General features: G+C 67.2%; 16 protein-coding genes and 3 pseudogenes. 5 read left to right on the top strand and 14 right to left on the bottom strand.

What is annotated here, in order from left to right:
• The first annotated feature begins 40 nt into the window (after nt 1–40).
• Nucleotides 41–1201: an IS4 family transposase gene (locus ACU6WZ_RS21915; protein WP_447029841.1), complete on the top strand. Its 1161-nt coding sequence runs from the start codon at nt 41–43 to the stop codon at nt 1199–1201.
• 292 nt (nt 1202–1493) lie between these two features.
• On the opposite strand, the gene ACU6WZ_RS21910 is transcribed toward ACU6WZ_RS21915, so the two are convergent.
• Nucleotides 1494–2699, bottom strand: coding sequence for an IS4 family transposase (locus ACU6WZ_RS21910; RefSeq protein ID WP_447029839.1), 1206 nt, complete (start codon nt 2697–2699; stop codon nt 1494–1496).
• A 71-nt stretch (nt 2700–2770) separates the two neighbouring features.
• Here ACU6WZ_RS21910 and ACU6WZ_RS21905 point away from each other — a divergent pair, with 71 nt between their 5' ends.
• On the top strand, nt 2771–3052 hold the full coding sequence (locus tag ACU6WZ_RS21905) for a hypothetical protein (protein WP_447029837.1): 282 nt from the start codon (nt 2771–2773) through the stop codon (nt 3050–3052).
• A gap of 93 nt (nt 3053–3145) precedes the next feature.
• Here ACU6WZ_RS21905 and ACU6WZ_RS21900 read toward each other — a convergent pair whose 3' ends face one another.
• Entirely contained in the window at nt 3146–3796 is a 651-nt protein-coding gene (locus ACU6WZ_RS21900; protein ID WP_447029835.1) for a hypothetical protein, read from the bottom strand.
• Between the two features lie 146 nt (nt 3797–3942).
• On the bottom strand, nt 3943–4335 hold the full coding sequence (locus ACU6WZ_RS21895) for an LLM class oxidoreductase (RefSeq protein WP_447029834.1): 393 nt from the start codon (nt 4333–4335) through the stop codon (nt 3943–3945).
• A gap of 112 nt (nt 4336–4447) precedes the next feature.
• On the opposite strand from ACU6WZ_RS21895, the gene ACU6WZ_RS21890 reads away from it, so the two are divergent.
• Nucleotides 4448–5986: an SNIPE associated domain-containing protein gene (locus tag ACU6WZ_RS21890; protein ID WP_447029832.1), complete on the top strand. Its 1539-nt coding sequence runs from the start codon at nt 4448–4450 to the stop codon at nt 5984–5986.
• Nucleotides 5987–6314: 328 nt separating this feature from the next.
• Here ACU6WZ_RS21890 and ACU6WZ_RS21885 read toward each other — a convergent pair whose 3' ends face one another.
• The 4 genes from ACU6WZ_RS21885 to ACU6WZ_RS21870 all read right to left on the bottom strand — a co-directional run bounded on the left by ACU6WZ_RS21885 (nt 6315) and on the right by ACU6WZ_RS21870 (nt 10271).
• Nucleotides 6315–7493, bottom strand: coding sequence for a helix-turn-helix domain-containing protein (locus ACU6WZ_RS21885; RefSeq protein WP_447029830.1), 1179 nt, complete (start codon nt 7491–7493; stop codon nt 6315–6317).
• Nucleotides 7494–7564: 71 nt separating this feature from the next.
• The gene (locus ACU6WZ_RS21880; RefSeq protein WP_447029829.1) at nt 7565–8185 is read right to left on the bottom strand and encodes a hypothetical protein; all 621 of its coding nucleotides are present in this window, start codon (nt 8183–8185) and stop codon (nt 7565–7567) included.
• A gap of 824 nt (nt 8186–9009) precedes the next feature.
• A complete protein-coding gene (locus ACU6WZ_RS21875; protein ID WP_447029801.1) occupies nt 9010–9444 on the bottom strand; it encodes a hypothetical protein in 435 nt (144 codons plus the stop codon).
• A complete protein-coding gene (locus tag ACU6WZ_RS21870) occupies nt 9441–10271 on the bottom strand; it encodes an IS5 family transposase (protein ID WP_447029762.1) in 831 nt (276 codons plus the stop codon). Before ACU6WZ_RS21870 ends, ACU6WZ_RS21875 begins: the two co-directional genes overlap by 4 nt.
• A 169-nt stretch (nt 10272–10440) precedes the next feature.
• Here ACU6WZ_RS21870 and ACU6WZ_RS21865 point away from each other — a divergent pair, with 169 nt between their 5' ends.
• Nucleotides 10441–12072 carry an ISAzo13 family transposase gene (locus ACU6WZ_RS21865; RefSeq protein WP_447029802.1) on the top strand — a complete coding sequence of 544 codons (1632 nt, stop codon included), beginning with the start codon at nt 10441–10443 and terminating at the stop codon, nt 12070–12072.
• Between the two features lie 26 nt (nt 12073–12098).
• On the opposite strand, the pseudogene ACU6WZ_RS21860 reads toward ACU6WZ_RS21865, so the two are convergent.
• The 7 genes and pseudogenes from ACU6WZ_RS21860 to ACU6WZ_RS21830 all read right to left on the bottom strand — a co-directional run.
• A pseudogene (locus ACU6WZ_RS21860) lies at nt 12099–12671 on the bottom strand (IS256 family transposase); the annotation flags it as partial.
• 37 nt (nt 12672–12708) lie between these two features.
• The gene (locus ACU6WZ_RS21855; protein WP_447029827.1) at nt 12709–14205 is read right to left on the bottom strand and encodes an ISL3 family transposase; all 1497 of its coding nucleotides are present in this window, start codon (nt 14203–14205) and stop codon (nt 12709–12711) included.
• 156 nt (nt 14206–14361) lie between these two features.
• Nucleotides 14362–14901: pseudogene (locus ACU6WZ_RS21850) on the bottom strand (transposase); the annotation flags it as partial.
• 294 nt (nt 14902–15195) lie between these two features.
• Complete coding sequence (istB, locus tag ACU6WZ_RS21845) at nt 15196–15972, bottom strand: IS21-like element helper ATPase IstB (protein ID WP_447028588.1); 777 nt, start codon at nt 15970–15972, stop codon at nt 15196–15198.
• Nucleotides 15972–17561 carry an IS21 family transposase gene (istA, locus tag ACU6WZ_RS21840; protein ID WP_447033763.1) on the bottom strand — a complete coding sequence of 530 codons (1590 nt, stop codon included), beginning with the start codon at nt 17559–17561 and terminating at the stop codon, nt 15972–15974. The genes istB and istA overlap by 1 nt, the downstream gene beginning before the upstream one ends.
• A gap of 87 nt (nt 17562–17648) precedes the next feature.
• Nucleotides 17649–18194 carry an AAA family ATPase gene (locus ACU6WZ_RS21835; protein WP_447029826.1) on the bottom strand — a complete coding sequence of 182 codons (546 nt, stop codon included), beginning with the start codon at nt 18192–18194 and terminating at the stop codon, nt 17649–17651.
• Nucleotides 18191–19805: pseudogene (locus tag ACU6WZ_RS21830) on the bottom strand (transposase). The gene ACU6WZ_RS21835 and the pseudogene ACU6WZ_RS21830 overlap by 4 nt, the downstream one beginning before the upstream one ends.
• A 679-nt stretch (nt 19806–20484) precedes the next feature.
• On the opposite strand from ACU6WZ_RS21830, the gene ACU6WZ_RS21825 reads away from it, so the two are divergent.
• Nucleotides 20485–23139: a DNRLRE domain-containing protein gene (locus ACU6WZ_RS21825; protein ID WP_447029824.1), complete on the top strand. Its 2655-nt coding sequence runs from the start codon at nt 20485–20487 to the stop codon at nt 23137–23139.
• Nucleotides 23140–23143 lie beyond the last annotated feature (4 nt).

The raw sequence follows: 23143 nt of genomic DNA, 5'->3' as shown, positions 1-23143 counted from the left end.
AATGGTCATGAGTTAACGCTCCAGGTGCGATGATCTTTGGGTGGAGCGAGTTGAGGGTGCGGTCGCAGGGCGGCTGACGGATGACGTGTCGATCGGGCTGCTGGCGACGGTGTTTCCGGAGGAGGCGGTGCAGGCCGCGGTGGACGAGGCTGGGGCGCGTGAGGAGCGGACCCGTTCGTTGCCATCGAAGTTGATGATGTATCTGGCTATGGCGTTGTGGCTGGAGCCGGGCAAGGGGTATGTGCGCACGCTGCGGGGCTTGCTGGAGGGGCTGCGGTGGTCGCGGGGTGGCTGGGACGGTTACCGGGTGCCCAGCGACGGGGCGATCTCTCTGGCCCGCTACCGGCTGGGGGAGGCACCGCTGCGGAACCTGTTCGACGAGGTCGCCGCACCCGTCGCGGATGAGCGGATGCCGGGGGCGTTCTGGCGGGGTCTGCGGCTGATGGCGGTGGACGGGACGGTCTTCGACCTGCCCTCCGGCCGGCACAACGAGGCCGCCTTCGGCGTGCCGTCCGGCGGTAGCCGTCCGCAGGCCCGCCTGGTGGCGCTGGCGGAGTGCGGCACCCTGGCCCTGGCCGGGGCGGCTTTCGACTCCATCGAGGTCGGCGAACGGGCCCTGTTCGAGCGCCTGCTGGACCGGCTGGCTCCGGGCATGCTGCTGCTGGCCGACCGGGGCTTTCCGTCCTACGACCTGTACACGGCCGCCGCCGCGACGGGTACCGAACTGCTGTGGCGCGTCTCAGCCTCCTTCGCCCTGCCCGTCAGGAAACGCCTGGCCGACGGCACCTACCTTTCCGAGCTGCGCGGTACCAGGCGCTCGGAGCGTGTGCCGGTGCGGGTCATCGAGTACAGCGTGGCCGACGACGACGGGGTCAGCGAGGTGTTCTGCCTGATCACCACCCTGCTGGACCCCGAGGCAGCCCCGGCACTCGAACTGGCCCGCAACTACGCGGAAAGGTGGTCGGTGGAAGTCCTGTTCAAGCTGGTCAAGGTCGACCTGCGGACCAGTGGCGGCGTCCTGCGTTCGGGTAAACCCGAGGGCGTACGCCAGGAGTTGTGGGCCCTGCTCTGCGTCTACCAGGCCCTGCGCACTCTGATCACGAAGGCCGCCGTGATCGCGGGTGTCGACCCGGCCCGCATCAGCTTCCCGCCCGTCCTGGACGCCGTCAAAAGCTCCGTGCGGACGGCCTTTTCCCCCTGACCTCCTCGCGAAGGCCCTGCGCTTCTTCATAGCCGACCTCCCCCGACATGCTCATCCGCGAACGCCCCAAGCGCACCGCGCCCCGAACCACGAAGCGCCCCCATCTGAGCTACCGAACCCGCAGCTCAACCGACCCTGGAACCCGCCACGTCACCCGCACCATCGTGCTCCACCAGCTGACGCCCGATCCGGATTAACTCATGGTCATTGGGGATGGGACCGTCGGCGGCGCTTGGGTAGCAGGTGGCGGGCTATCTCGTGGAGTCCGTCCGTGAGTGCTGCGGCCATGCGCTCAGGGGGAAAAGGCCGCCTGCGCGGTGACTTGGCGTCGGGCGAGGCGGAGAGTGCGGGTGAAGGAGAGCCGGTCGGTATCCGTGTCGATGCCTTCGGCGGCGGTGTGCATGAGCTGGCGGATCGCGTGGTGGACGAGCAGGTGGCCCCAGACCTCCTGCTCAACGCCGTCGGGCGAACGGGAACGCAGGACCTGGGCGGGGCCGCGCTGGTGTGTCTTGAGTTCATCCAGCGTGGTCTCGATCTCCCAACGCTCGTTGTAAAGGGCCGCCAACTCCGTTGCAGGCGCCGCTTCATGGTCGAGGATGGTGGTGATCAGCCGGTACGGGGCGTCGCGCTGCGGGCGGCCCGGGTCGTCCAGGGTGTACTCGATGACACGCACGATGGTCGCGTCGGCGCGCTTGCGGTCGCCCGCAGCGGCGATGTCGGACAGATAGGACCCGTCGGGCAGCTCCTGGCGCACGGGCAGCACAGCGTTGGACTTGATGCGCCACAGCAGATCCGCACCGCCGGCCGATGCCGCACGCCACTGCACCAGGCCGGCGAAGCCCCGGTCGGCCATCAGCAGGTCACCCACCCCGAGGGCCTCGAACAGTTCCGCTGCCAGGACCGACTCGGCCGTTGTGAACGGTCCAAGGGCTGCGTGAGTGATCGCGTGGGTGCCGCACTCGGCCAGGGCCACCACCCGCACCTGCGGGAACGCGGACCGCTCCCCCCGGTGGGTCTTCGGGCGGCCGAACCGCGCGTCGTTCTCCGCACTGTCCGGCACATCGAACGTGGTCCCGTCGACCGCCATCAGACGCCAACTCCCGTACCAGGCACCAGGTGTAGCCCGCGTGGCGACAGGCCCGGCAGACTGCTCGAACAGCGCCTTGAGCGGTTCCGGTCCAAGCTTGACCCGCGCCCGGGAGATCGCGGCGGTGGTGGGCACCTGCCACGAACCCGACCAGCGCCGCGCCCATGCCAGCCCCTCCGTGAGCATCCGGGCCACCTCTTCGTACCCCTGCCCGGAGAACAGACACATCGCCAGCACGAAGTACACCACCACCCGCGGCGGCAGCAGCCGCTGACGCTGCCCGGACCGCCCGCTCTCCTCCACGATCCGATCCACCAGCTCCGGCGGAAACGACCGCGTCAGCAACCCGATCGCGATCCGGTCCGACAACCGCTCATCCGTCTCAGACTTAACCTGCCCAGGGCGTGGCATCCCGGCACCTCCTGAACAGGCACCCTACCAGCGACAAACCTTAAGTCACTGGTATTGGCCCTAGACCGGACATGCTCCACGAGGAACCGCAGTCGCTCGTCCACCGTGTCCCCGGCATCGCCGGTGAGGTCGTCCAGCGCAACAGCGGCCGTGAGGATGCACTCGACGAGTTCGCAGACGAGACGCTTCAGGAGTCACTAGAGGGTGACACGACCTGCATGCGGGACCTTCTCGTGGACCTGCACCGGCGCGCGGAATGCCTCGGCCTGCGAGTACTGGTCGCCAGCCGGCAGTTCCAGCCCCAGCAGCTCATGGCCGAAGCGGCCGGCATCAGTCGTTGCGTACGGCAGTAGCATCCGGGCTGCGCAGTAGCGGCGGAGAGACGCAGAACTCAGTAGGCACACAGTTGGGGGACCTGGAAAAGAGCATGCCTGCGCCAAGCGCTCTCAGGCTTTCCAGGGGAAGACAGACTCCGCGTGCTGTTGGGGGTGCAGGGCGAACCCGGCGGAGAGCCTCCCCGCCGTTGACGCCGCCATCGGAACCACCGCACGCATCGCCAGGCCCTGCAGCGCAGCAGCTGAGTCGTTTTCGCCAAGTTCGCGCGGCGTGACCGCATCGGCCTCAGCTTTTCCGCGTCCGCGTCCGCGAGCAAGTGATCGTCTTGCCGATCCCCCGGCGAGGTCCCCGTAGGCCGACGGTGAGCGATCGTCGACGGTTGCGCCGACGCCAAGAACGCCCGCATCGGCGTCGACGACCCCGCCACCCGCAACCTGCCACCGGAGAAGAAGCGGCCGCGAGGGGGAGCCTGCGGCATGAAAAGGTCCTCTCGCCGACATGCCAGTACGGCAGTGGCTGCCGCCCGACTGGATCAGGTCGCGCATCGGCGGGTGACCCGCCAGGTGAGGGACGCCAGCGCGCCGAAAACGAGAAGGGGGCACACCGCGGCGGAGCATGAGCTGTGTCAGAACGGCAGTCGTCGCCGGTACGCCGTTGGTCGCTTCGCGGGGCTTGGTTGCCGCGTCCGCCAGGTGGTCGGCGATGCGCGCCTCCTTCTGACGCGTGGACTGCTGCAGTTCCGCCGAGGCGTCTTCTGCCATGTCATATCCTGACCGGCGTGCCCGGCCTCACGGCACCTTCTGCGCACCTGCTGACGTCTGAGGAGTTTCGTCTGCCCCTCGACGCTGGCGCTTTCGTAAGTGGCGCCGCACTCTCCACGGAAAGCTCTGACAGCCCATCCGTGGAGTCACCCACGAAGCGCGGGCAGGAGCTTGTCGCGGCTTGCGGTGAAAAAGGCGTCCTGGTCGGGGCCGATCTGGCCGATGTACACCTCGTCGAAACCAGCGTCCACGTAGGCGCGTACGGCGCCCACGTGCTCCTCGACGTCGTCCCCGCACGGCACATTGCCCGATACCTGCTCGTGGGTGACGAGCTGGCTCGCCTGCTCGAAGTGGGCGGGAGTGGGGAGGATCTGGGCCAGCTCCCCGGGCAACTGCTCGTTGGGCCACAGCCGGTGCACGGTCTCGACGGCTTTTTCCCGGTCCTCGCCCCAGCACACCTTCAAACCGCCGATCACCGGCTTCCCGCCCCCGCCGGCGTCGCGGAAGCGGGCGACAAAGATGGGAACACGTTCGGGCACCCTCCGTGATCAGGTGGTCTCCCGGCGCTCTTGCCTGGCACACAGATCTCACGCCATGATCAAGCAGGACCGACTGATGGACGATCGCTGTGATCTTGACGCTGGGGGGCGTATGGGTGCCTATCGTTTCAACCCGCCACCGAACTGGCTGATGCCAACCGGCTGGACTCCGCCCACGGACTGGACACCGGACCCCTCCTGGCCGCCACCCCCCAACGGCTGGCAGCTGTGGATTCCGGCCCAGCAAGACGAAGAAGGCCCCGCGCCCGCGGCCGAGATCCCGGCGCCCCGCCGGCAACGCTGGTTCCGGCGCAACCGGGGAGAGGGGGGAAGCGAAGCCGAGCAACTGCGCGACTGGATCTCACGAACCCAGGGCGCCGACGCCGCGACGGTAGCGCTGCTGAAGCAGCAGACCCGTCAGGAAGCCGAACAACTGCGCCGGCAGGCGGTAGACGAGGCCGACGAGATCGTGCGCGAGGCTCGTCGTACGGCCAAGGACAGTCAGGCAGCCGCCCGCCAGGCCGCGAAGGACACGGAGAAGGCACGGAAGGAGGCGGAGCAGCACCGCGCCGAGGTCTATCAGGCGGAGAGCCGGCTGAACGACCTGCGTACGCGGATCGTGACCACCGACGAGACCGTGATGCTCCAGCAGATCGGGATTTACGCCTACCGCCACCCGCTCGACGACGCCGTGGCCTACCGAGCCCGTCTGGACGCCATCAAGGCGAAGATCAAGGAACTCGCCCGCTCACAGCAGGCCGTACTCGGCGCCAGCGGCTGGACCGTCAACGGATCGGCCCGCCAGGGCACCAAGATGATCCGCAACTATTCGAAGCTCATGCTCCGCGCCTACAACGCCGAAGCCGACTACGCCGTGCGCAGCATGCGCCCGCACCGCCTCACCTCGCTGGTCGACCGCCTGTACAAGAGCCGCGAGACGATCGCCAAGCTGGGCGCAACCATGGACATCCGGATCGGTGATGCCTACCACGATGCCCGAGTGGAGGAGCTGCGTCTGACGGCGGACTTCCTGCAGCGCAAGGAAGAGGAGAAGCAGGCCCAGCGCGAGGCCCGCGCCCGCGAGCGTGAAGAGGCAACCGCTCAGCGCGAACTGGATCGCGAGCGGGAGAAACTACACAAGGAGATGAGCCACTACCAGAGCGCGCTGGACAGGCTGAGGGCCCAGGGCGATCACGCGGCAGCCGCCGAGATGGCGGCGAAACTCGCGGAGATCGAGGGGGCTCTGGACGACGTGGAGGCCCGTGCCGCCAACATCCGCACCGGCTATGTGTACGTGATCTCCAACGTCGGCGCCTTCGGCGACAGCATGGTCAAGATCGGGATGACCCGGCGACTCGAACCGCTCGAGCGGATCTACGAGTTGAGCGGCGCCGCGGTGCCCTTCCGATTCGATGTCCACGCACTGATCTTCAGCAAGGACGCAGTCGGGCTCGAAACGCGTCTTCACCAGGAGTTCGCGTCGCGTCGGGTCAATCGGGTCAACAGCCGCAAGGAGTTCTTCCGCGTCACACCGGCAGAGGTCAAAGCCGTCCTCGAACGGAGCGCCGGTGAACACCTCGTCGAGTTCAATGAAGTCGCCGAAGCGATCGAGTGGCGCAGCAGCAAAACGGCAGGCAACGGAGCGTCGTAAAGCGCAGATGGCCGAGAGCGGAGCGGCACAGGACCGCTACGTGGTCGCACCACTGCAACAGCGGACAGGTCAAGGTTGTTTCCGGGAGGGTGTGCCGGCCCACGGATCGGCCTTTCGGCCCGTCAGCCACTCGCTGGCGGCGGAGCCCAAGGTTGTCCAACTCATGCGTCGGAAGGCTCGGGCGAGCCTCCCGGGCCGGGCACCAGCCCACCGGCCTGGGACGTCACAGGCCGCGGAGTCATCGCTGCTTAAGACGTTGATACGCGGGAGTGCCAGCCACTCTCCGGCTGGATCCCCAACCGAAGGTCGCCTGCCGGATCCCGTCGCTTCATCCTCGAAGCGGAGCGCCGTGCAGGCCGGAACGTCGAGAGGACGCACGGGCCGGGGCCGCCGACGAACGTACAGGCCCCGAGGTCGGCGAGCTGACAGCGGATAGATGCCGCTGGGGAGTGGAAGCGGTCTGCTGCCCACCACCGCTGATGGTTGTCAGGGTGAGACCGAACAGGAGCCTATTCATCTCCTCGCCGGTCAGCCCCACCTCCGCAGCGACTGTGGCAGGCCGAACACCCTTCGTTCGCAGTGCCGCGAAGACCTTGGTCAGCACCTGCGACGTTTCCCGCTGCCCCATGCCCTCGGGTTCGGCGGAGCGGTACCCCAACCGGCTCAGTTCCGCGCACGTCGACCTGTACTGCCAGTCCGTGAGCAGGCCCAGATCGTGCATGCGGTACGTCAGGGCCATGGCGGAGACCTTCCAGATCCTCTTGCCGCGGATGATCTGGTCGACGTGGGCACCCGACGGCATGTGGCCCAGGACACTCGCCCTGGGCATGAGGAACGCGGACGCGAAGGCGTTGGCCTGCCGTTCGGCTTCGGGTCCCGAGCAGGCGTGCTCGCTGCCGTGCATCACGAGGTGTCCAAGTTCGTGAGCGGCATCGAAACGGCCTCGCTCGGCCGACTTGAGGGTGTTGAGGAACACGAAGGGCACGCCGTCACGCCACACCGCGAACGCGTCGACCTCGGCGTGATCGGGGTCCAGGGAGAACACTCGCACCCCATGGGCTTCCAGAAGGTGCACCATGTTCGGGGCCGGTGCCTCGCCCAGCTCCCAGCGGGTGCGGACCATCCCGGCGGCCGTTTCCGGATCCGGCTTACCCAGGGATGGCACGTCCACAGCTGGAAGCCGGAAGCCTTCGGCGATCCAGTCATAGAGCGTCGCACCGAGCGTTCCTGCCGCACGGGCGGCATCCAGCACGCGGGGGGAGGTCTTACTGCGTGCCCGCCACGAGATCCCGTCGGCGGGGAGTTCCTCCAGCGCCGGACCCTGGAAGAAGGCGGCGGGGAAGTCCAGGGCAGAGGCCAGCTTGTTCAGGGTGGCGGCGCGCGGAGCGGTTCGTCCCGTCTCGTAGTTCGACAGGCTCTGCACCGAGACGCCTGCCCGGTCCGACAGCTCGGCGAGGGTCATCCCCCTGCGCTTGCGTGCCAGTGCGATACGGGACGGGGTCACCATGTTTGGGGCTGCCTCAGCTATCGGTGGTGCTTGGTGGGGGCGGCGGACTCCGACGCCCCCACTATACGGACTCAGCGGAAATCAACAGGGATGTCGATCTCCCCCGGCCCATCATCGTTCAAAGGTTCGATTCCGTCCATCGTGAGCACAGGAAGCGGAATCCGCCTTCCCCATTCGACCACAAATCCGTCCACGAACCTCTTAGGCCGCGAGAGCTCGCAGTCGATGCGCACCGCGTCCCCGACCTTCGTACGGTGAGACAGCAAGAACCACGTCTTCAGCGCGCAAGCTTCCTCCTCACTGAGGGACACACCCCTGGGGCCCGCACCGGCCACGAACAGAGCGGTCTGGACGTGCGCCGCCCCCTCACCCTCGTTGGCGCGAGTGACCTGCCCGGTGGCAGCGCCCCGGCGACGCCCGTTCTTCGGGAACAGGCTCGCCTGGCCGGTAGCCGCGTCACCGACCATGACACCCATGGCCATCGACCGGTCGGCGTTGCAGACCAGCTCAAGGCGGCCGTGCACGAGCCGCGCCCACCCCTCGTGCTCGATGTGCAATTCCCGAACGGTGCGCACGTGCGCCTCGTAAGCCCTCCGCCCGCCGGTCCCCGTCGGATCGTTGGGGACTGCGGTGCGCCGTGCCGCTTCGCCCGCACGCAGCACCTCGTGCAGGAACTCCAACCTGGTCCCCATTCCACCAAGTTGAGCCCGCACATCGTCGGGCTCCGAGGGAGACGTTGACAGGGAAAATGGCAAGAGGACCTCCGATAGGCGACAGCTGAACGATGGAGACCCTACCGCAAACGAGGTGCCATCCTTATAAGATCTCCACCCTTCCGCACGGCCATCTCTGCGCGTTCGGACGGCACAAGCTAGCGGTGGCCGACACTCGATGGCAGAGCGCACGGAGCCGCCGGCGAGGACGCCCAGGCGGGAGAGGCTACGGAGCTGCGCCGCCCGAAGGGGTTACCCACTGAGGCTTCACCCCCGGGCTCGCGTACGGGCCCTCGGCGCCAGAGAGGAAGGCTCCGAGCTCACGACGGAACGCTCACGTTCCTGGAGTCTGCCGCCCCCATCACTCGCTGGCGGCAAGTCGACCGGGAGCAGATACCGTTAGGCCGGTACGACACACCCGACTACACGCACGTGCCGGAGGCCCCCCTGGCGCACATTGCGGCAGGGGTCGGACTTGGAAGAGGGGCTGGAAGCTATGCGCAGTTCACAACTGCGCCCCAGCCCTCGATTGCCGGGCCCCCGTAGGAGAAGTAGAAGCTGGTGGTGCCACATCAGTGACATTCGTCCGCCACCTGGGCGGTGGGAATTGAAGCCAGCCCCGCTTCGTCGGTGTTGGGCGGGCGGACACAGTTGCGTGGGGTTTCCGCCTCTTCGACAAGCTGTTCGCAGGCGCCATGGCGGACCCGTGCGAAGACGGACCCTCAGAGTGCGGTTCGCGCCGTGATGCCCGATTCGCGATGAGGTCTGGGTGAGGTGCCCTGCTCGGTGGGGTGGGCTGGTGCTCAGGGGCGGGGCTGGGTGAACAAGCCGGGCTCGGGCTCGGTGAGGATACCGCGGGTTACCAGGCGTTTCAGCTTGGAGCGGATGCCCTCGGTGTTCTTCGGCAGGATCGGAAGGTCGAGGGCCTCGCAGATGTCGCGGGCCCGCATCGGATGGCCGGTGTCGGCGAGGACCGTGAGGATCTGCTGGTAGGCGGGGTGTTCCGGCACCTCGGCGCGGGGTGGATCGTCGACCGGTGCCGGTGCCGGTGCCGGTGCGGGGAGGCTGAGGAGGGTCTTGCGGGTGATCTGCAGATTCTCGCTCTCGGTGTCGAACTCGCAGAGGCGGGCGGTGAGTTCGGCGATCTGGTCCCGGAGCCGTCCGGCCTGCTCGCAGACTTCGCTCATCCGGACCTCGACGTAGGCCAGTACGGCCTCGACCTGGAGGATCTCACTCACGCGCCCCTCCAGGAGGGGAGGGTGATGCCGGTGAGGCGGCGGGCCATGACCGACGTCATCGCCCAGAACACCCGCGAGCGGGAGGAGGCGAGCCGGTGTTCGTAGTCACGCACGAGACGGCGGTAGAACATCAAGATCCCGTTCGTCTGTTCCACGATCCACCGCTTGGCCTGCGGGACGAAGCCCTTCTCGGCCGGGTTGCGCTCGACGATCTCGACATCGATGCCGAGAGTCTTGCCGTGGTCGACGACGCTCTTCTTGAAGCCCTGGTCGACCAGGGCCTTCCGCACCGTGTCGGTCTGCGCGGCCACACCGTTCAGCAGGGCGATGCCGGCAGCGTTGTCGTGCGCGGACGCCGGCAGGGCGGCGGCCTCGACGACGAGGCCCAACACGTCCACGGCCAGGCATCTCTTCCTGCCCGGCACCTTTTTCGAAGCGTCCTTGCCCGTCGTGTCGGCCGGGACGCCGACGGCCGCGTGGATGCTCTGGGTGTCCAGGACCACCAGACTCGGGTCGGCTAATCGCTTCCGGCTCTCGCGCAGCTGCCAGCGCAGGAGGTCGTGAACGCTCTGGTCGGTGCCGTCGTCACGCCAGGCGGCGAAGTAGTAGTACGTCGCACTCTTCGGCGGCAGATCGTGCGGCAGGTACTCCCACTGACAGCCGGTGCGGTTCTGGTAGAGGATCGTGTTGACGATCTCCCGCATCGCGTATTTGCCCTGATGGCCGGTGGCCGAGGGGTGCTCGGCCTTCCAGGCGCTGATCACGGGCTCGATCAACTTCCACTGCTCGTCGGTGAGATCACTCGGGTACGGATTGCGACCACTCATCCCGCCACCCAAGCGAACCTCGAACGCCTGACCGGCAGAGATGCCCCAACGCCACCCCATCGAGCGACACCAAACCCGGCATTACAGTGCGAACCGCACTCTCACCGACACCCCGGGGGGCGTCGCGAATTTACGGGTTGCTTCCGGGAGTTGGGTTCGTTGATGTGATATGGGCCGTTTCGATGAGTTGATCAGTCCGTTGCGGGCGAAGTTCGAGGCGGTGACTCCGCATCTCAACGAGCGGCAGTGCCGTCTGCTGTATGCGGCGGAAGCGCGGCAACTCGGACATGGAGGGATCGCGGCTGTCGCCAGGGCCGCGGGGGTCTCCACGGGGTGCGTCAGTCGGGGCCTTGTCGAGTTGGAGGACGATGCCGGGCCCGATGGCCGGGTACGTCGGCGAGGTGCGGGGCGTCCCGCGCTGGCGGCGAAGGACCCGGGGCTCCGAGCCGCACTGCTGGCGTTGGTCGAGGACAGCACGCAAGGTGACCCGATAGGGCCGTTGACCTGGACCACGAAGTCGCTGCGGCATTTGGCCACCGAGCTCGCAGCCCAGGGACGCGCGGCGGGTCGGGACGTGATCGCCGCATTGTTGAAGGAGGCGGGTTTCAGCCTGCGGAGCAACGCCAAGGTCCTGGCCGGCAGCGGTCACCGGGACCGCGATGCCCAGTTCCACCACCTCAACGACAAGGTGCGCCAGTTCCTCGACGCCGGCGACCCCGTGATCAGTGTGGACACGAAGAAGAAGGAACAGATCGGGCTGTTCGCGCAAGGAGGGCGGGAATGGGCCCCGCCCGGCAGGCCCGTGAAGGTCCTCGATCACGACTTCCCCTCCCAGGCGGCCGGCACCGCGATCCCCTACGGCATCTACGACGTCGGACGCAACACCGGCTACGTAGTGGTGGGCACCGACCATGACACCGCCGCGTTCGCGGTGGCCGCCCTGCGCCGCTGGTGGAAGGAGGAGGGCCGCGCCGCCTACCCGAACGCACGCCGCCTGTTGATCACCGCCGACGGCGGCGGCTCCAACAGTTCCCGGGCCAAGGCATGGAAAGCGAACCTCGCCGCCCTGGCCACCGAGACCGGCCTGCACATCAGTGTGTGCCACCTGCCGCCCGGCACGTCGAAATGGAACAAAGTGGAGCACCGCCTGTTCTCGTTCATCTCGATGAACTGGCGGGCCCGCCCCCTGACCAGCTACAAAGTCGCCCTGAACCTCATCGCCGCCACCACCACGAGCACCGGGCTGAGCGTGAACGCCCGCCTGGACGAGGGCACCTACCCCATCGGTATCGAGATCGACGCCCAGCACGCCGCCGCACTCACCATCACCCCCGACAGCTTCCACGGCGAGTGGAACTACACGATCCCGCCCCAGCCCGGCGTCCCCGCCGGGCCCCTCCAGCCACCCACCCGCCGGGCCCACCCCCGTCACGCCCACACCTTCGACACCGCCATGGCAACCCACCCCGTACTGACCGGGATGACCCGACACGCACTCGATCAACTCACCGCAGACGTCCGCGCGTTGATCGATCAAGTGCCCACCGGCCAGCGCCCCCGTCACCGCAAACTCGCCGTGGAAAGCATGATCTGGGCCGCCGTTCTCGATCAGCGCGGGCTGCCCTGCTCACTGACCGCCCACCTCTTCCGCATCGGCGAGAACCAGATGCGCACCCTGATCAAGCAGGTCCGGCCCCTGCTCCAGCAACACGGCCACCACGCAGACCCACTGCCCGTCCGGCTCGTCGACCCCAGCGAACTCGCCGCCTACGCCATGCACACAACATCAACGACAGGCTGACGTGACACGCTCCATCAATTAATCGACGCCCCCTGCTCCGTGGGGAAGTGCCCGCGGGAGCGGACGGCCTTGCGGATGCGGGCGTTGACGCTCTCGATGCTGTTGGTCGTGCACACAATGCGACGTATTTCCGCATCAAACTGGAGGAAAGGCGTGAACTCTGCCCAACTCGACTCCCAGAGACGGACGATCGCCGGATACTTCTTCCCCCAGACCTCGGCGAACTCCAGGAACTGCGTCGTGGCCGCGTCCTCGCTCGGCGCGGTATAGACCGGCTTCAACGCCTTCGCGATTTTGTCCCAGTCCTGGCGGGCCGCGTACCTGAACGACGCCCGCAAGAGGTGAACCACACACGTTTGCACAACGGTACGGGGCCAGACTTCGCCGACCGCGTTGGGCAGCCCCTTCAGTCCGTCGCAGACCAGCATGAGGACGTCTTCGACGCCTCTGTTCTTCAGTTCCGACAGCACCCGCAGCCAGTGTTTCGCGCCTTCGCCGCCGTCGCCGGCCCACAGCCCGAGGATGTCCCGGTGCCCTTCGGCAGTGACCGCCAGAGCCACGTAGATCGGCCTGTTCGCTACTTGGCCATCGCGAATCTTGGTTCTGTCGACGATCTTGTGATCCGGTGGCTGCTGATCACCGGGTGAGCAGGACGCGTTTGCGAAGGAGATCGAGTCCGGCACGGCCGAACATCTGGCGTTTGAGCATCTTCAGCCGGTTGACGTTGCCCTCGACGGCGCCAGAATTGTGCGGCAGGGAGAGTCCGTTGCGTGCGGCGTCTATGTCGCGGCGGAGGTTGCGGGCGAAGGAGGCCAGGGGTATCAAGGTGTCCTGTTCGACGGTGGTTATCCATGTGTCGAGGCGATCGCCGTGAAGGCCGGTCATCATCGTGGCGAACCCTCTGACGTGGAGGGTGAGCCGGTCGAGGTTCGTGTCGCGGTCTCGCAGGAGACGCAGCATGGCCGTCTTGTCGTCTCCAAGATGTTCAGGGTGGGTCATGATCCAGGAGGTGACCTCGCGGACGGTCGGGGGTTTCGGTCCGGGTGCGGGAGCGTGTCCACGGCCGTCGCGGTAGCGGCGTAAGTGGCGCTGGACGGCCAATTCACCTCCTGAATAACCGAGTTGTTGGACTTCGCGGCACAGCTGGGCGGCATTTCGGATGCCTTCGTTCCACCGCTGATGGAGGTAGGCGGTGTACGGATCAACTTTGTGCGCTCGCTGCAGCGTCTTGGTGATGACGGCGTCCACCGAGCTGGCCTGAACGAGTTTGCGCACGGTGGCCTGGTGCAGTCCGAGTTTCCGGCCGATCGCCGCCTTCGAAAGGCCCTGTTCCCATAGCTTGTGCACAGCGGCGTGCTGGTCTCTCATCCGGGTGACGATCTTGAGTTCGGCCGATGGCTGGACCACCTCCGGTGCTTGGACCGGCGGTTCGGCGGTGTGGGCAGGAGGCGGTTCGGCCAGGTGATCGCGGTGCGAGTTCACAGTCTTCTCGACGGCTTGGCCGAGGTTTTGCCACAGGTGGAATCGGTCGGCGACCTGCTCGGCCTGGGGCGCCCCGAGACGTACTCCTTCGGCGTATCCGCTGGAGCGGTCCCGGCAGACGACCCGGATCTCGGGGTGGCTGCCCAGCCAGGCGGCCAGGTCCTCACCCGCACGGCCGTCGAACAGGTCGATCGGGCGGTGGGTGTCCATGTTGATCAGTACGGTGCCGTAGTGGCGGCCACGCCTGAAGGCGAAGTCGTCGACGCCCAGCACCTCCACTTCACCGATCTCCGGGTCGGGTAGTGCTCTGACCAGCCGCAATAGCGTGTCTCGCCCCACGGCGATGCCGATGGCTGATGCCATCCGTGTCCCTGCCCGGCCGGCCAGTGCCAGGCCGATCTCGGTCAGCAGCCCCCGTAGCAGGGGTGTGTAGCGGCTGTGGGGGGTGGTCAGCCCCGTGATCTGCTCGGCGAATGTCACCGCGACGCAGTCGGGGTTCTCGCACCGGAAACGCCGTACGCATATCTCGACCACGACACCGAGCCCACCAGTGGCAACGTCCCGAAGTCGGCGAACGTAGCTGCCGTGAACCCGCCGGGATAACTGGCCGCACCGACATACCCCCGTGTCAGCCCGGACCCGGGTCCGCATCACGACCTCGTCCAGCCCCGATTTACCTGCTCGATCAGCAGCGCGGACAGGTGGGGAAACAACTCATTGAGCACATCGTCAGAGCACGCGGTGCATGATCGCAAAGTCGGATGCCGGCCTGCCGCACCGTCCGGATCACAAGATCGTCGACAGAACCCGAATCTTCACGTTGATAGCGTCAATGAAGACGACGGGGTAGACGCGGTCAAGCGGCCTGTTCTGCCATTCCGCCATGCCGTCCATCACCTTGTCGGTGATCGTGGTGATGGTCGTCTTGGACACGTTGGCGCCGTAGACCTCGGCCAGGTGCGCGGAGATCTCCCCGTGTGTGAGGCCCTTCGCGGACAGCGAGAGCACCATCTCGTCGACGCCGGTCAGCCGGCGCTGCCGCTTCTTGACGATGGCCGGCTCGAAGGACCCCTCGCGGTCGCGGGGAACGTCGATCTCGACCGGGCCGATGTCGGTCAGCACGGTCTTGGAACGGGTGCCATTGCGGCTGTTGCCACCGTCCTTGCCCGCCGGGTCGTGCTTGTCGTAGCCGAGATGGTCGGTGATCTCGCCCTCCAGGGCGGACTCCAGAACCGTCTTGGTCAACTGCTGCAGCAGCCCGCCCTCGCCAGTCAGCCGCAGCCCCTTGCTCCGGGCCTGCTCGACGAGCTGGTCAATGAGCTTCTGCTCGACCGTCGGGGTCTCCAACGACGGCTCCGCCTGGTCGCCGGCGGCCACACACTCGGTCACGGTGTCAGTCACTTGATGTCTCTTCCTTGATCATCAATTACACCGGAGACCGTACAGACCCTAAATTCGCGACGCCCCCGGGCTTGAAGCGCTGCCAGGTGAAGATCCGGGAGGCAAGCATCGGCTCCTTGCGCAGCACCGTGTAACAGCCCTGCCCGCCGACGAACACCAGCGCCAGCTGGGTTGTGGACGATCACGTAATTCCCCGGGCTCAGCGTCACGTAATTCCCCAGGTCCTGGCCTCGTCCATGTCTACTTGATCGAGGGCTTGTTTGTCTTGTCGGTGACGCCTGCGCGGGGCCGCTTGTTGGGGCGGTAGCTGGGACCGTTCATGATCACCTGATGGCTGGTGTTGATGAGCCGGTCCAGGAGGGACTCGGCGACGACGGGGTTGGGGAAGAGCGGATACCAGTCGCTCGGCGCCCTGTTGCTGGTCAGGATCAGCGACCGGCCCTGCCGCTCGGAGACCAGCTCGTAGAGGTCGTCGGCCTGGGCCGCGGTCAGCTGGCGCATCGCGAAGTCGTCCAGGATGAGCACGTCGGGCCGTACCAGTTCGCGCAGTCGGCGGTCCCAGGTGCGGTCCGCGTGGCCGCCGGCCAGGTCGGCCAGAACCCGGCTGGTCTTGGCGAAGCGGACGTTGGCGCCCTGGCGGATCGCCATATGTCCGAGTGCCTGGGCGACGTGTGTCTTCCCAACGCCGACCGGCCCGAACAAAATTACGGACTCGCCGGTGTGCAGCCAGCGCAGTGCCGCAAGGTCGCGGACCTGGGCCGCGGGTATCTTCGGGGAGGCCGCGAAGTCGAACTCCTCCAAGGTGACCTGCTGCTCGAACTTCGCCCGGGTCAGGCGCCGTTGGAAGGCGACGGTCTCCCGGCGGGTGATCTCGTCCTGGCAGAGGATCTGGAGGAACTCCAGGTGGCCGAGCTCGCCGCCGTGGGCCTGCGAGAGGCGGGCGTCGAGAGTTTCCAGCATGCCCGAGAGCTTCAGCGCGCGAAGCGCGTCCCGCAGGGCGGTGTCCATGATGCTCATCACGCCACTCCTTCTTCGTGACGGTGGTCATCACGGTCGTCGTTCGTCATGTCGGGGGGTGTCGCGGTCGCGAAGAGCCGCTGAGGTCCGTGCAGGAAGGCGGCGGCTCCGCCATCGCCGGAGGATTCGGGGGCCGGCTCGGTCTCGGTGCCGGCGACGAGGATGCCCTTGATCGTGCGATAGGACGGGTCGCCGACCAGGGTCGCCTTGGCGCAGGCGGCCTCCAGCCTGCCCTCGCCGTACTTCTTGCGCAGGCCGAGGATCCCCTGGGCGGCGCGGAGCCGATAGAGCGCGTTGACCTCCAGCAGCCCATCGACCACCTCGCGGCAGGCCGTGCCGACCTGCGCGGACTGGGTCCGGCACCAGGTCGGGGTCCGCATGTGGAAAGCGATCTTCTCCGGCGGGTAGTCGCTGGCATGGGTGCGCTTGCCCTGCTCAAGTGCCCCGTGGGTCTTGACCAGTTCGCCGTCGTGGAAGACCTGCACGAAGGTCGCGGTCGAGCGGACGTCGACCCGCTTGCCCATCAGTTTCCACGGCACCGAGTAGAGGGTGCGGCCGGCCTTGATGTGAATGTCCGGGCCGACGGTGGCCGTCGACCACTTCGCGAGCACGAACGGGGTCTTCGGCAGCGGCAGCAGCGTGGACGCCTCGACGGCCTCGAAAACCGAGGCCGGGGCGGCCCCGCCCAGCGGGCGGCACTGCCGCTGACCGGCGACTTCGGTGCACCACCGGATGGCCTCGGCCTGCATCTGCTCGAGCGAGAAGAACTCCCGGCCCCGCCACCAGGAATCACGTATATAGGGCATAGGGCGCTCGACGCGCGGTTTATCTTTTGGCTTCAGAGCGCGGGCTGGATCTACCAACGCACCGTAATGGGCCGCGAGTTCGGCATACGCTTTGTTGATTTTAGGGTCGTAGAGGTCGGGCTTGTCCACCCCGGTCTTCAGGTTGTCGGGCACCAGCCGCTGCGGGACGCCGCCGAAGAATCTGAAGGCTTCGACGTGGGATTCGGTCCAGGAGTGCTGGTCCAGGTGGATCACCGGGCGGACGAACATGTGCCGCGAGCACGGCAGCACCATCACGAACGCCCAGATCCGGTGCCGCTTCCCGCTCCGCGGGTTGATCCACTGGCCAAGGAAGCCGTAGTCGATCTGAGCCTCCAGCCCCGGCTCGATCTCGTCGCGCAGGACCGTGACCTGAGAGCGACGGGTCTCCTCGGGCAGCGTCGCCGATATCCACCGCCGAAGCGACGACACCGAAACCACCAACTCGTTCTCGTCCCGCAGCCGTTGGTGGATCGTGGCGACGGTCACCGTCCCCAGCAGGCTCTTGATGTAATCACGGTGCTTGTCGATCTCGGGCCAGGTCACCTGCCGCAACCGGGCATCGGCGAGCTCGGGGAACCAGCCCTTGATCAGAGAGGCCCAGTCCTCCGCGGCCATCGCCGCCCCGCCCGGGGCCATCCCGGCGGCCTCCGCCGGGGCCAGGTACTTCCTGATCGTCTTGCGGTCCAGTCCCAGCGACGCGGCCAGCTCGCTCTTGGAGCGGCCCGCGTACCAGTGGACATAGATCTCGGTCACATCGACCACGTTGAACGTTCTCCTTGCCATCGTGCGCTTCCCTCGACCTCGAACCACTGATCGAGGAAGCGTCCGTCATCTCGACGGCCAGGACCACTACCCGCTGCGTCCGTCGTCCCCATGGGGAATTACGTGACCGCGGGGGTGGGGAATTACGTGACGCGGAACCCGCCTCACCTGGGGAATTTCGTGATCGCTCACATGGGTGCCGTAGTCGTCCCACAGATAGCGGAAATACTCGAACACCTCGGAGTTGAGCCACTGCGCCTCGTCCACGACCAGCGTGCGCGGTTTCGTGGCGAGCGCGTCCTTGAGGAGCCGGTCGAACTCGGAGGGAGCGCCCGGGGCATCACCCTTCAGACCGAGCGCGGCGAAGATCTCGTGTCTCACCGCACGGGCCGTCGGGCGTGCGCGAAAGGTGATGCGCCGTACCTCCTCGCCCGGCTCCAGCTCCCGCAGGCACGTATTGACCGCGAGCGTCTTGCCGAACCCGGCATCCCCGTAGACGCACATCATGGCCCGCGCATCGATCGTGTCGGCCAGGTTCTGGCGGGCGCGGACCAGGGCGGCGGTGGACACGATGTGCGCGCCGGGCAGCGACAGGTACTGGTCTCCCTCGGCCGGGGGCAACATGCCGGTCATCGGTCCTCCTCTCCTTCTGCTTCGTCGGACGCGTCCTGGACAGCGGCACCATCAGGCGCGGCGGGCAGGCCGAGGCCTTGGGGGCGTTGCTCGATGCGCAGCGAGGCCGGGGTGCGCCAGTGGTCCGGGGGCGGCGCAGGCGGGACCAGATCGGGCAGCGCCCACTGGGCCGCATCGCCGAGCCGGGTCCTGGCCGCCTCGGCGGCGGCTTCGGCCGCGGTCAGCGCGCCCAGTTGCTCGGGCTGTCTGGCTTCGGTGACCGCCGCGTACTTGGTCCGGGTGTGGCGCCGAGGCGGCAGCCAGCGCGCGGGCCAGACGCCGCTTCTCGGCCTCCTTGCGGCGGCGGTGGGCCCGCCGCTGCTCCGGCGTAGCCGCGTCCGCCAGATGCGCCGGTCCCAGGTGCTTGCCACTGACCGCGTCGAACACCTCGATCTCATGGTCGTGGTGCGGGATGTAGCGGATGCGGACCTTCGTGCCCACATCCGCACCGCCGTGCATCCACTCCCCCACGTAATACCGGTTGTTCCACCGCACCCCGCTGGTGGTGAGCGTGCGGGTCCGGCCGTCGTCGGCGAGCGTGTACCGGTACAGCAGACCCGGGTCCACGTCCTCGACCGGTGTGGGATCGGCCCGCCACGCCTGAAGCGGCGTGAGCCCGCCCAGGGCCTGGGAGGTGTGCTCGGTGTTCCACCACGTGGTCCACTGCAGCAGCAGGCGGACGAACTCGGCGAACGGCAGCGGATCCGCGTCGTCGATGAAAGGACTCCGGGCACCAGGGCGCAGCGCGGCGGACGGGGCGTGGGTGTAGCGGGGCAGCGAGACGAAGAACATCTGCTCGGCGCACCGGTTCAGGTTCTCCACCGTCCCCTTCAAGTCCGGCCGGTAGGGCGGGAGATCCTGGACCGGCACCGCGAACTGGCCCAGGGCTCCGGTGACCGTACGCGAGAGGAAATCGGCACCGCGGTCGATCCGCACCAAAGACGGCAGACCACCGATGGGCCCGTACGGCCCCGTCGGCTCTTCGTCTCTCGAGACCGCGATCCGCAGAGCGGCCAGGATCGCGTCCCTCGATGGCTGGTGCGGCGTGATCGCCGCACCCGGGACCGCACCGGTGGCACAGTCGATGAACCACGTCACCCACGGGAACACCAACTCGCCGTCCAGCAGCACCTCGACCGGGACATGCTTGTGATCGCCCTCCCAGCAGGCATTACGCCACAGCCTCGGGCGCCGAAGATGCACATCATGACGCCGCCGGGCCCGCTCACCACCGACAAGAGCCGCACGCTGCCCCGCGTTCAGGTCCCGACGGATCGCCCGGTGCAGCGTCGCCAGCGAAGGCACCTCAGGTGCGTTCTCTCCCTTGGCACGGGCCGCGGCGGTCTCGGCCACCAACTCCCGGTGCAGCGCGGCCGCGTTCCCGCACCACGCCGCAAGCCGCCCATGCAGCCCCTCATCAATACGGAACCGCGAGCGCTCAGCCGGCTCCAGACGCCCCTGGCGAGCAGCGTCCAGCCACCGCCACACCGTCCGCACAGACACCCCCACCGACACGGCGACCAGCCGCACATGCGCCGTAGTCAAATCCCCGCGCCCGTCCAGCGCCAGCAACCGGCCAAGCGCCTGATCACGCCCCACACCCCGCTCCCCCACCACGAAAGACACTGGAGAGGATGCACCGCTGCTGCCGAACCGCTCCACCCCGGCCATACCGCACCCCCTGCACACGCAACATCCAGAAGGGAAACAATCCGCCAACTACCCAAGAGACCAAAGGACTTCACACAACTCCGGTATCCACACATCCTCCAAGCGCTACACTCCCGCGCCGCTCAGGAATCTGCACCACACCAGACCAGCCACCACACACCCTGTCCGGTGACATCACACTCACACCAGTGACATTCCCACTCAGATTCGCAGTCCGCACAGATTGTTACGGAAAGCAAAGCTGCGACGCGCACAGAACATTGAGGGCTTCAAGGAAGTCCGTGAGCGTCACCCGTCGGTGGGTGGGAAGCGATCGAGCTGACCCCGTCGACGGAACCCGGCCTTGGAAAGTTCGCGGACCGCTCGCTGGCCGAGCGATGGCGCAATCATCACCAGGGGCGCGCGGTGTTCGGACTGTTGTCATCAATATCCTATTTTTCGCGCTTGGGCAAGCGGTGTAAATATGTGCTTATATCTCCGGCGTTAAGAAGCTTTGCTTTCCGTAACAATCTGTGCGGACGGCGAGCTCAGCAAGGGGAGTGCATAAGTGAAGACGACTTGTCGCGCGGGGAGCGTTGCCTTGATCACGGCCGGTGCGGTTCTGCTGTCCACGCCGTACCTGGCCGTTGCGGACGCGCGCAGCACGGGCGGGGAATCCGAGGCGGAGAAGGCGGTCACGGAGCTGCTGGACGCGGTCGCGGAGCAGGCGAAGAACCCGATCCGCGAGGCGGAGAGCGCCGAGGCAGCTTTGGCGGCCGCGCAGATGCAAGACCGCCGCGTTGAGGTCCTGCAGATGCGGACCGAGACCGACACCGTGTACGCCAACGCGGATGGCACCTTGACCCGTACCTCGGCAGCCGGCCCGGTCCGCATGGTCAAGGACGGCCGCTGGGTGGATGTCGACCTCGACTTCAAGCGCACCGCCGACGGGGGCGTCACCGCCGCCGCACACCCTGAGGGTCTGCGGCTGGCCGGTGCCGGCGGCACCACGGCACGCTCCTTGAAGGCCGCCGCGGCGGCCGACCAGGACACCGCCCGCGACCTGGTCGTACTCGGCAAGGGCGACCAGCGCATCGCCATGCAGTGGAAGGGCGGCCTGCCCGCCCCGCAGCTGTCCAAGAACACGGCCACCTACCCCCAGGCCGTGCCGGGGGGCGACTTGGTCGTCGAGGCCACCCGGACCGGCTTCGAGCAGTACCTCAAGCTCCACAAGGCCCCGCAGGACGGCGCCCCCCTGGTGCTGCCGCTCGTCCTCCCCGAGGGCATGCAGGCCAAGGCCGCCGACGACGGGGGCATCGACTTCCGCGACGCATCCGGCGAGATCGTCGCGACCATGCCCGCGCCCACCATGTGGGACAGCCAGGTCGATGCGCGCTCGCTGGAGCACACCAACCGCAAGAAGGTCGCCATGGAGGTGACCCAGTCGGGCAACACCGCAGAGCTGAGCCTGCGGCCCGACACCGCATGGCTGCACGACGCGCACACCCAGTACCCGGTCACCATCGACCCCTCGACCGACGCACTCGACGTCCTGTTCGACACCTTCGTGCAGGGCGGCGACACCACGGACCAGTCGGTGAACACCGACCTGAAAATCGGCTGGCCCGGCGACTCCGAGGGAAGCACCAAGCGCGTCGCCCGCTCCTTCCTCACCTTCCGCACCTCCAACTTCGCCGACGCACTCGTGTCGAAGGCGTCACTCAAGATGTGGAACTACCACTCCTGGTCGTGCGAGAAGAGCGACTGGCAGGTGTGGGCCGCGGGCGCGGCGGACAAGAACACCCGCTGGACCGCGCAGCCCCCGCGCCTCGAGAAGATCGCCACCTCCTCGGACACCAAGTCCGCGACGTGCAACACAGAGGGCTGGGCCACGGCCGACATCACCAAGCTCGCCCAGACCTGGTCCTCCGCCAAGGCCGAGACCGGCAACATCGCCCTCAACGCCGCCGACGAGGCCGACACCTCCGGCTGGAAGCGCTTCTACTCCGCCGACACCGCCGACCAGACCAAGGTCCCCACCCTGGAGGTCACCTACAACTACCGGCCCCGCAACGGCGCCAACCTGCAGGCCGGCGCACCTTTCATCTCCAGCGGCGGCATCTTCAAGGTCAACACCACAACCCCGATCCTGCGCTTCTCCACCGAGGACACCAACGGTGACGACGAGATCGTCGGCACCTACGAGATCACCGACATCGCCACCGGCCAGGTCGTGGCCACTGTCAACGCACCTGCGGCGGCGTCCAACGCCACGTCGCAGCTCAAGGTGCCCGAGGGCAAGCTCGCCTCCGGCAAGACCTACAGCTTCCGCACCACCACCTACGACGGCGAGCACTACGCCAACGGCTGGTCCGACCCGGTCCGCTTCACCGTCGACACCGCCTGGAAGCCGACCGCCGCCGAGAACACGCTGGGCCTGGCCAACACCTACTCCGACGCGGCCGACATCACCGCGGCCACCTCCTCAGACTCCACCTACGCCTCCATCGCGGTAACCGAGGACAACGTCGTCAGCGTCCCCTGGGACGGCAAGAACAAGTCCATCGACATCAAGAACGGCATCATGCCCAACCAACTCTCCATACCGCAGGCCGCCTCCCGGGGCACGCAGGTCGGCGGCAACGTCGTCTACACCTCCACCGGACCCGTCGACACCGTGGTGCAGCCCACTGCCGACGGTGGCTCGCGCACGCTGAACATCCTCAAGAACAGCACAGCCCCCAAGGTCTACGAGACCAACTTCCAGATCCCCGCCGGCATGTACGCCCTCACCCACGACGACGGCTCCGTCTCCCTGTACTCCGCGGGCGACGACAACGCCGAAAAAGCCCCCGCGAAGGAGGCGGCCGCCTTCTTCGACGCCCCCTGGGCCAAGGACGCCCACGGCAAGGATGTGCCCACCAGCTACAAGGTCGTCGGAAACAAGATCGTCCAGAGCGTGGAGTTCACGTCCGCCAGCGCCTTCCCCATCGTGATCGACCCGGGTTTCTGGTCGACCACCTGGAAGATCACCAAGTGCGCAGCGGCCATCGCGAGCGTCGTCTTCAGCCTGACGCCCATGGGCTCCTCAACGCGTATATGGACGGCCGTCCGACTCGTGAAGCGGATCGGTGTCAAAAAGACGGCGAACCTCATTCGCACCTACGCTAAGCACCGCAAGATGACCTCCGCGCACCGCAAGGCCGTCGCAGCCCTTCTCGGGTACACCGCGATCAAGAACACCTGCAAGTTCTAGGAGT

Source organism: Streptomyces hypolithicus (assembly GCF_052934925.1).
This window is presented reverse-complemented; position numbering and strand designations above follow the sequence as displayed.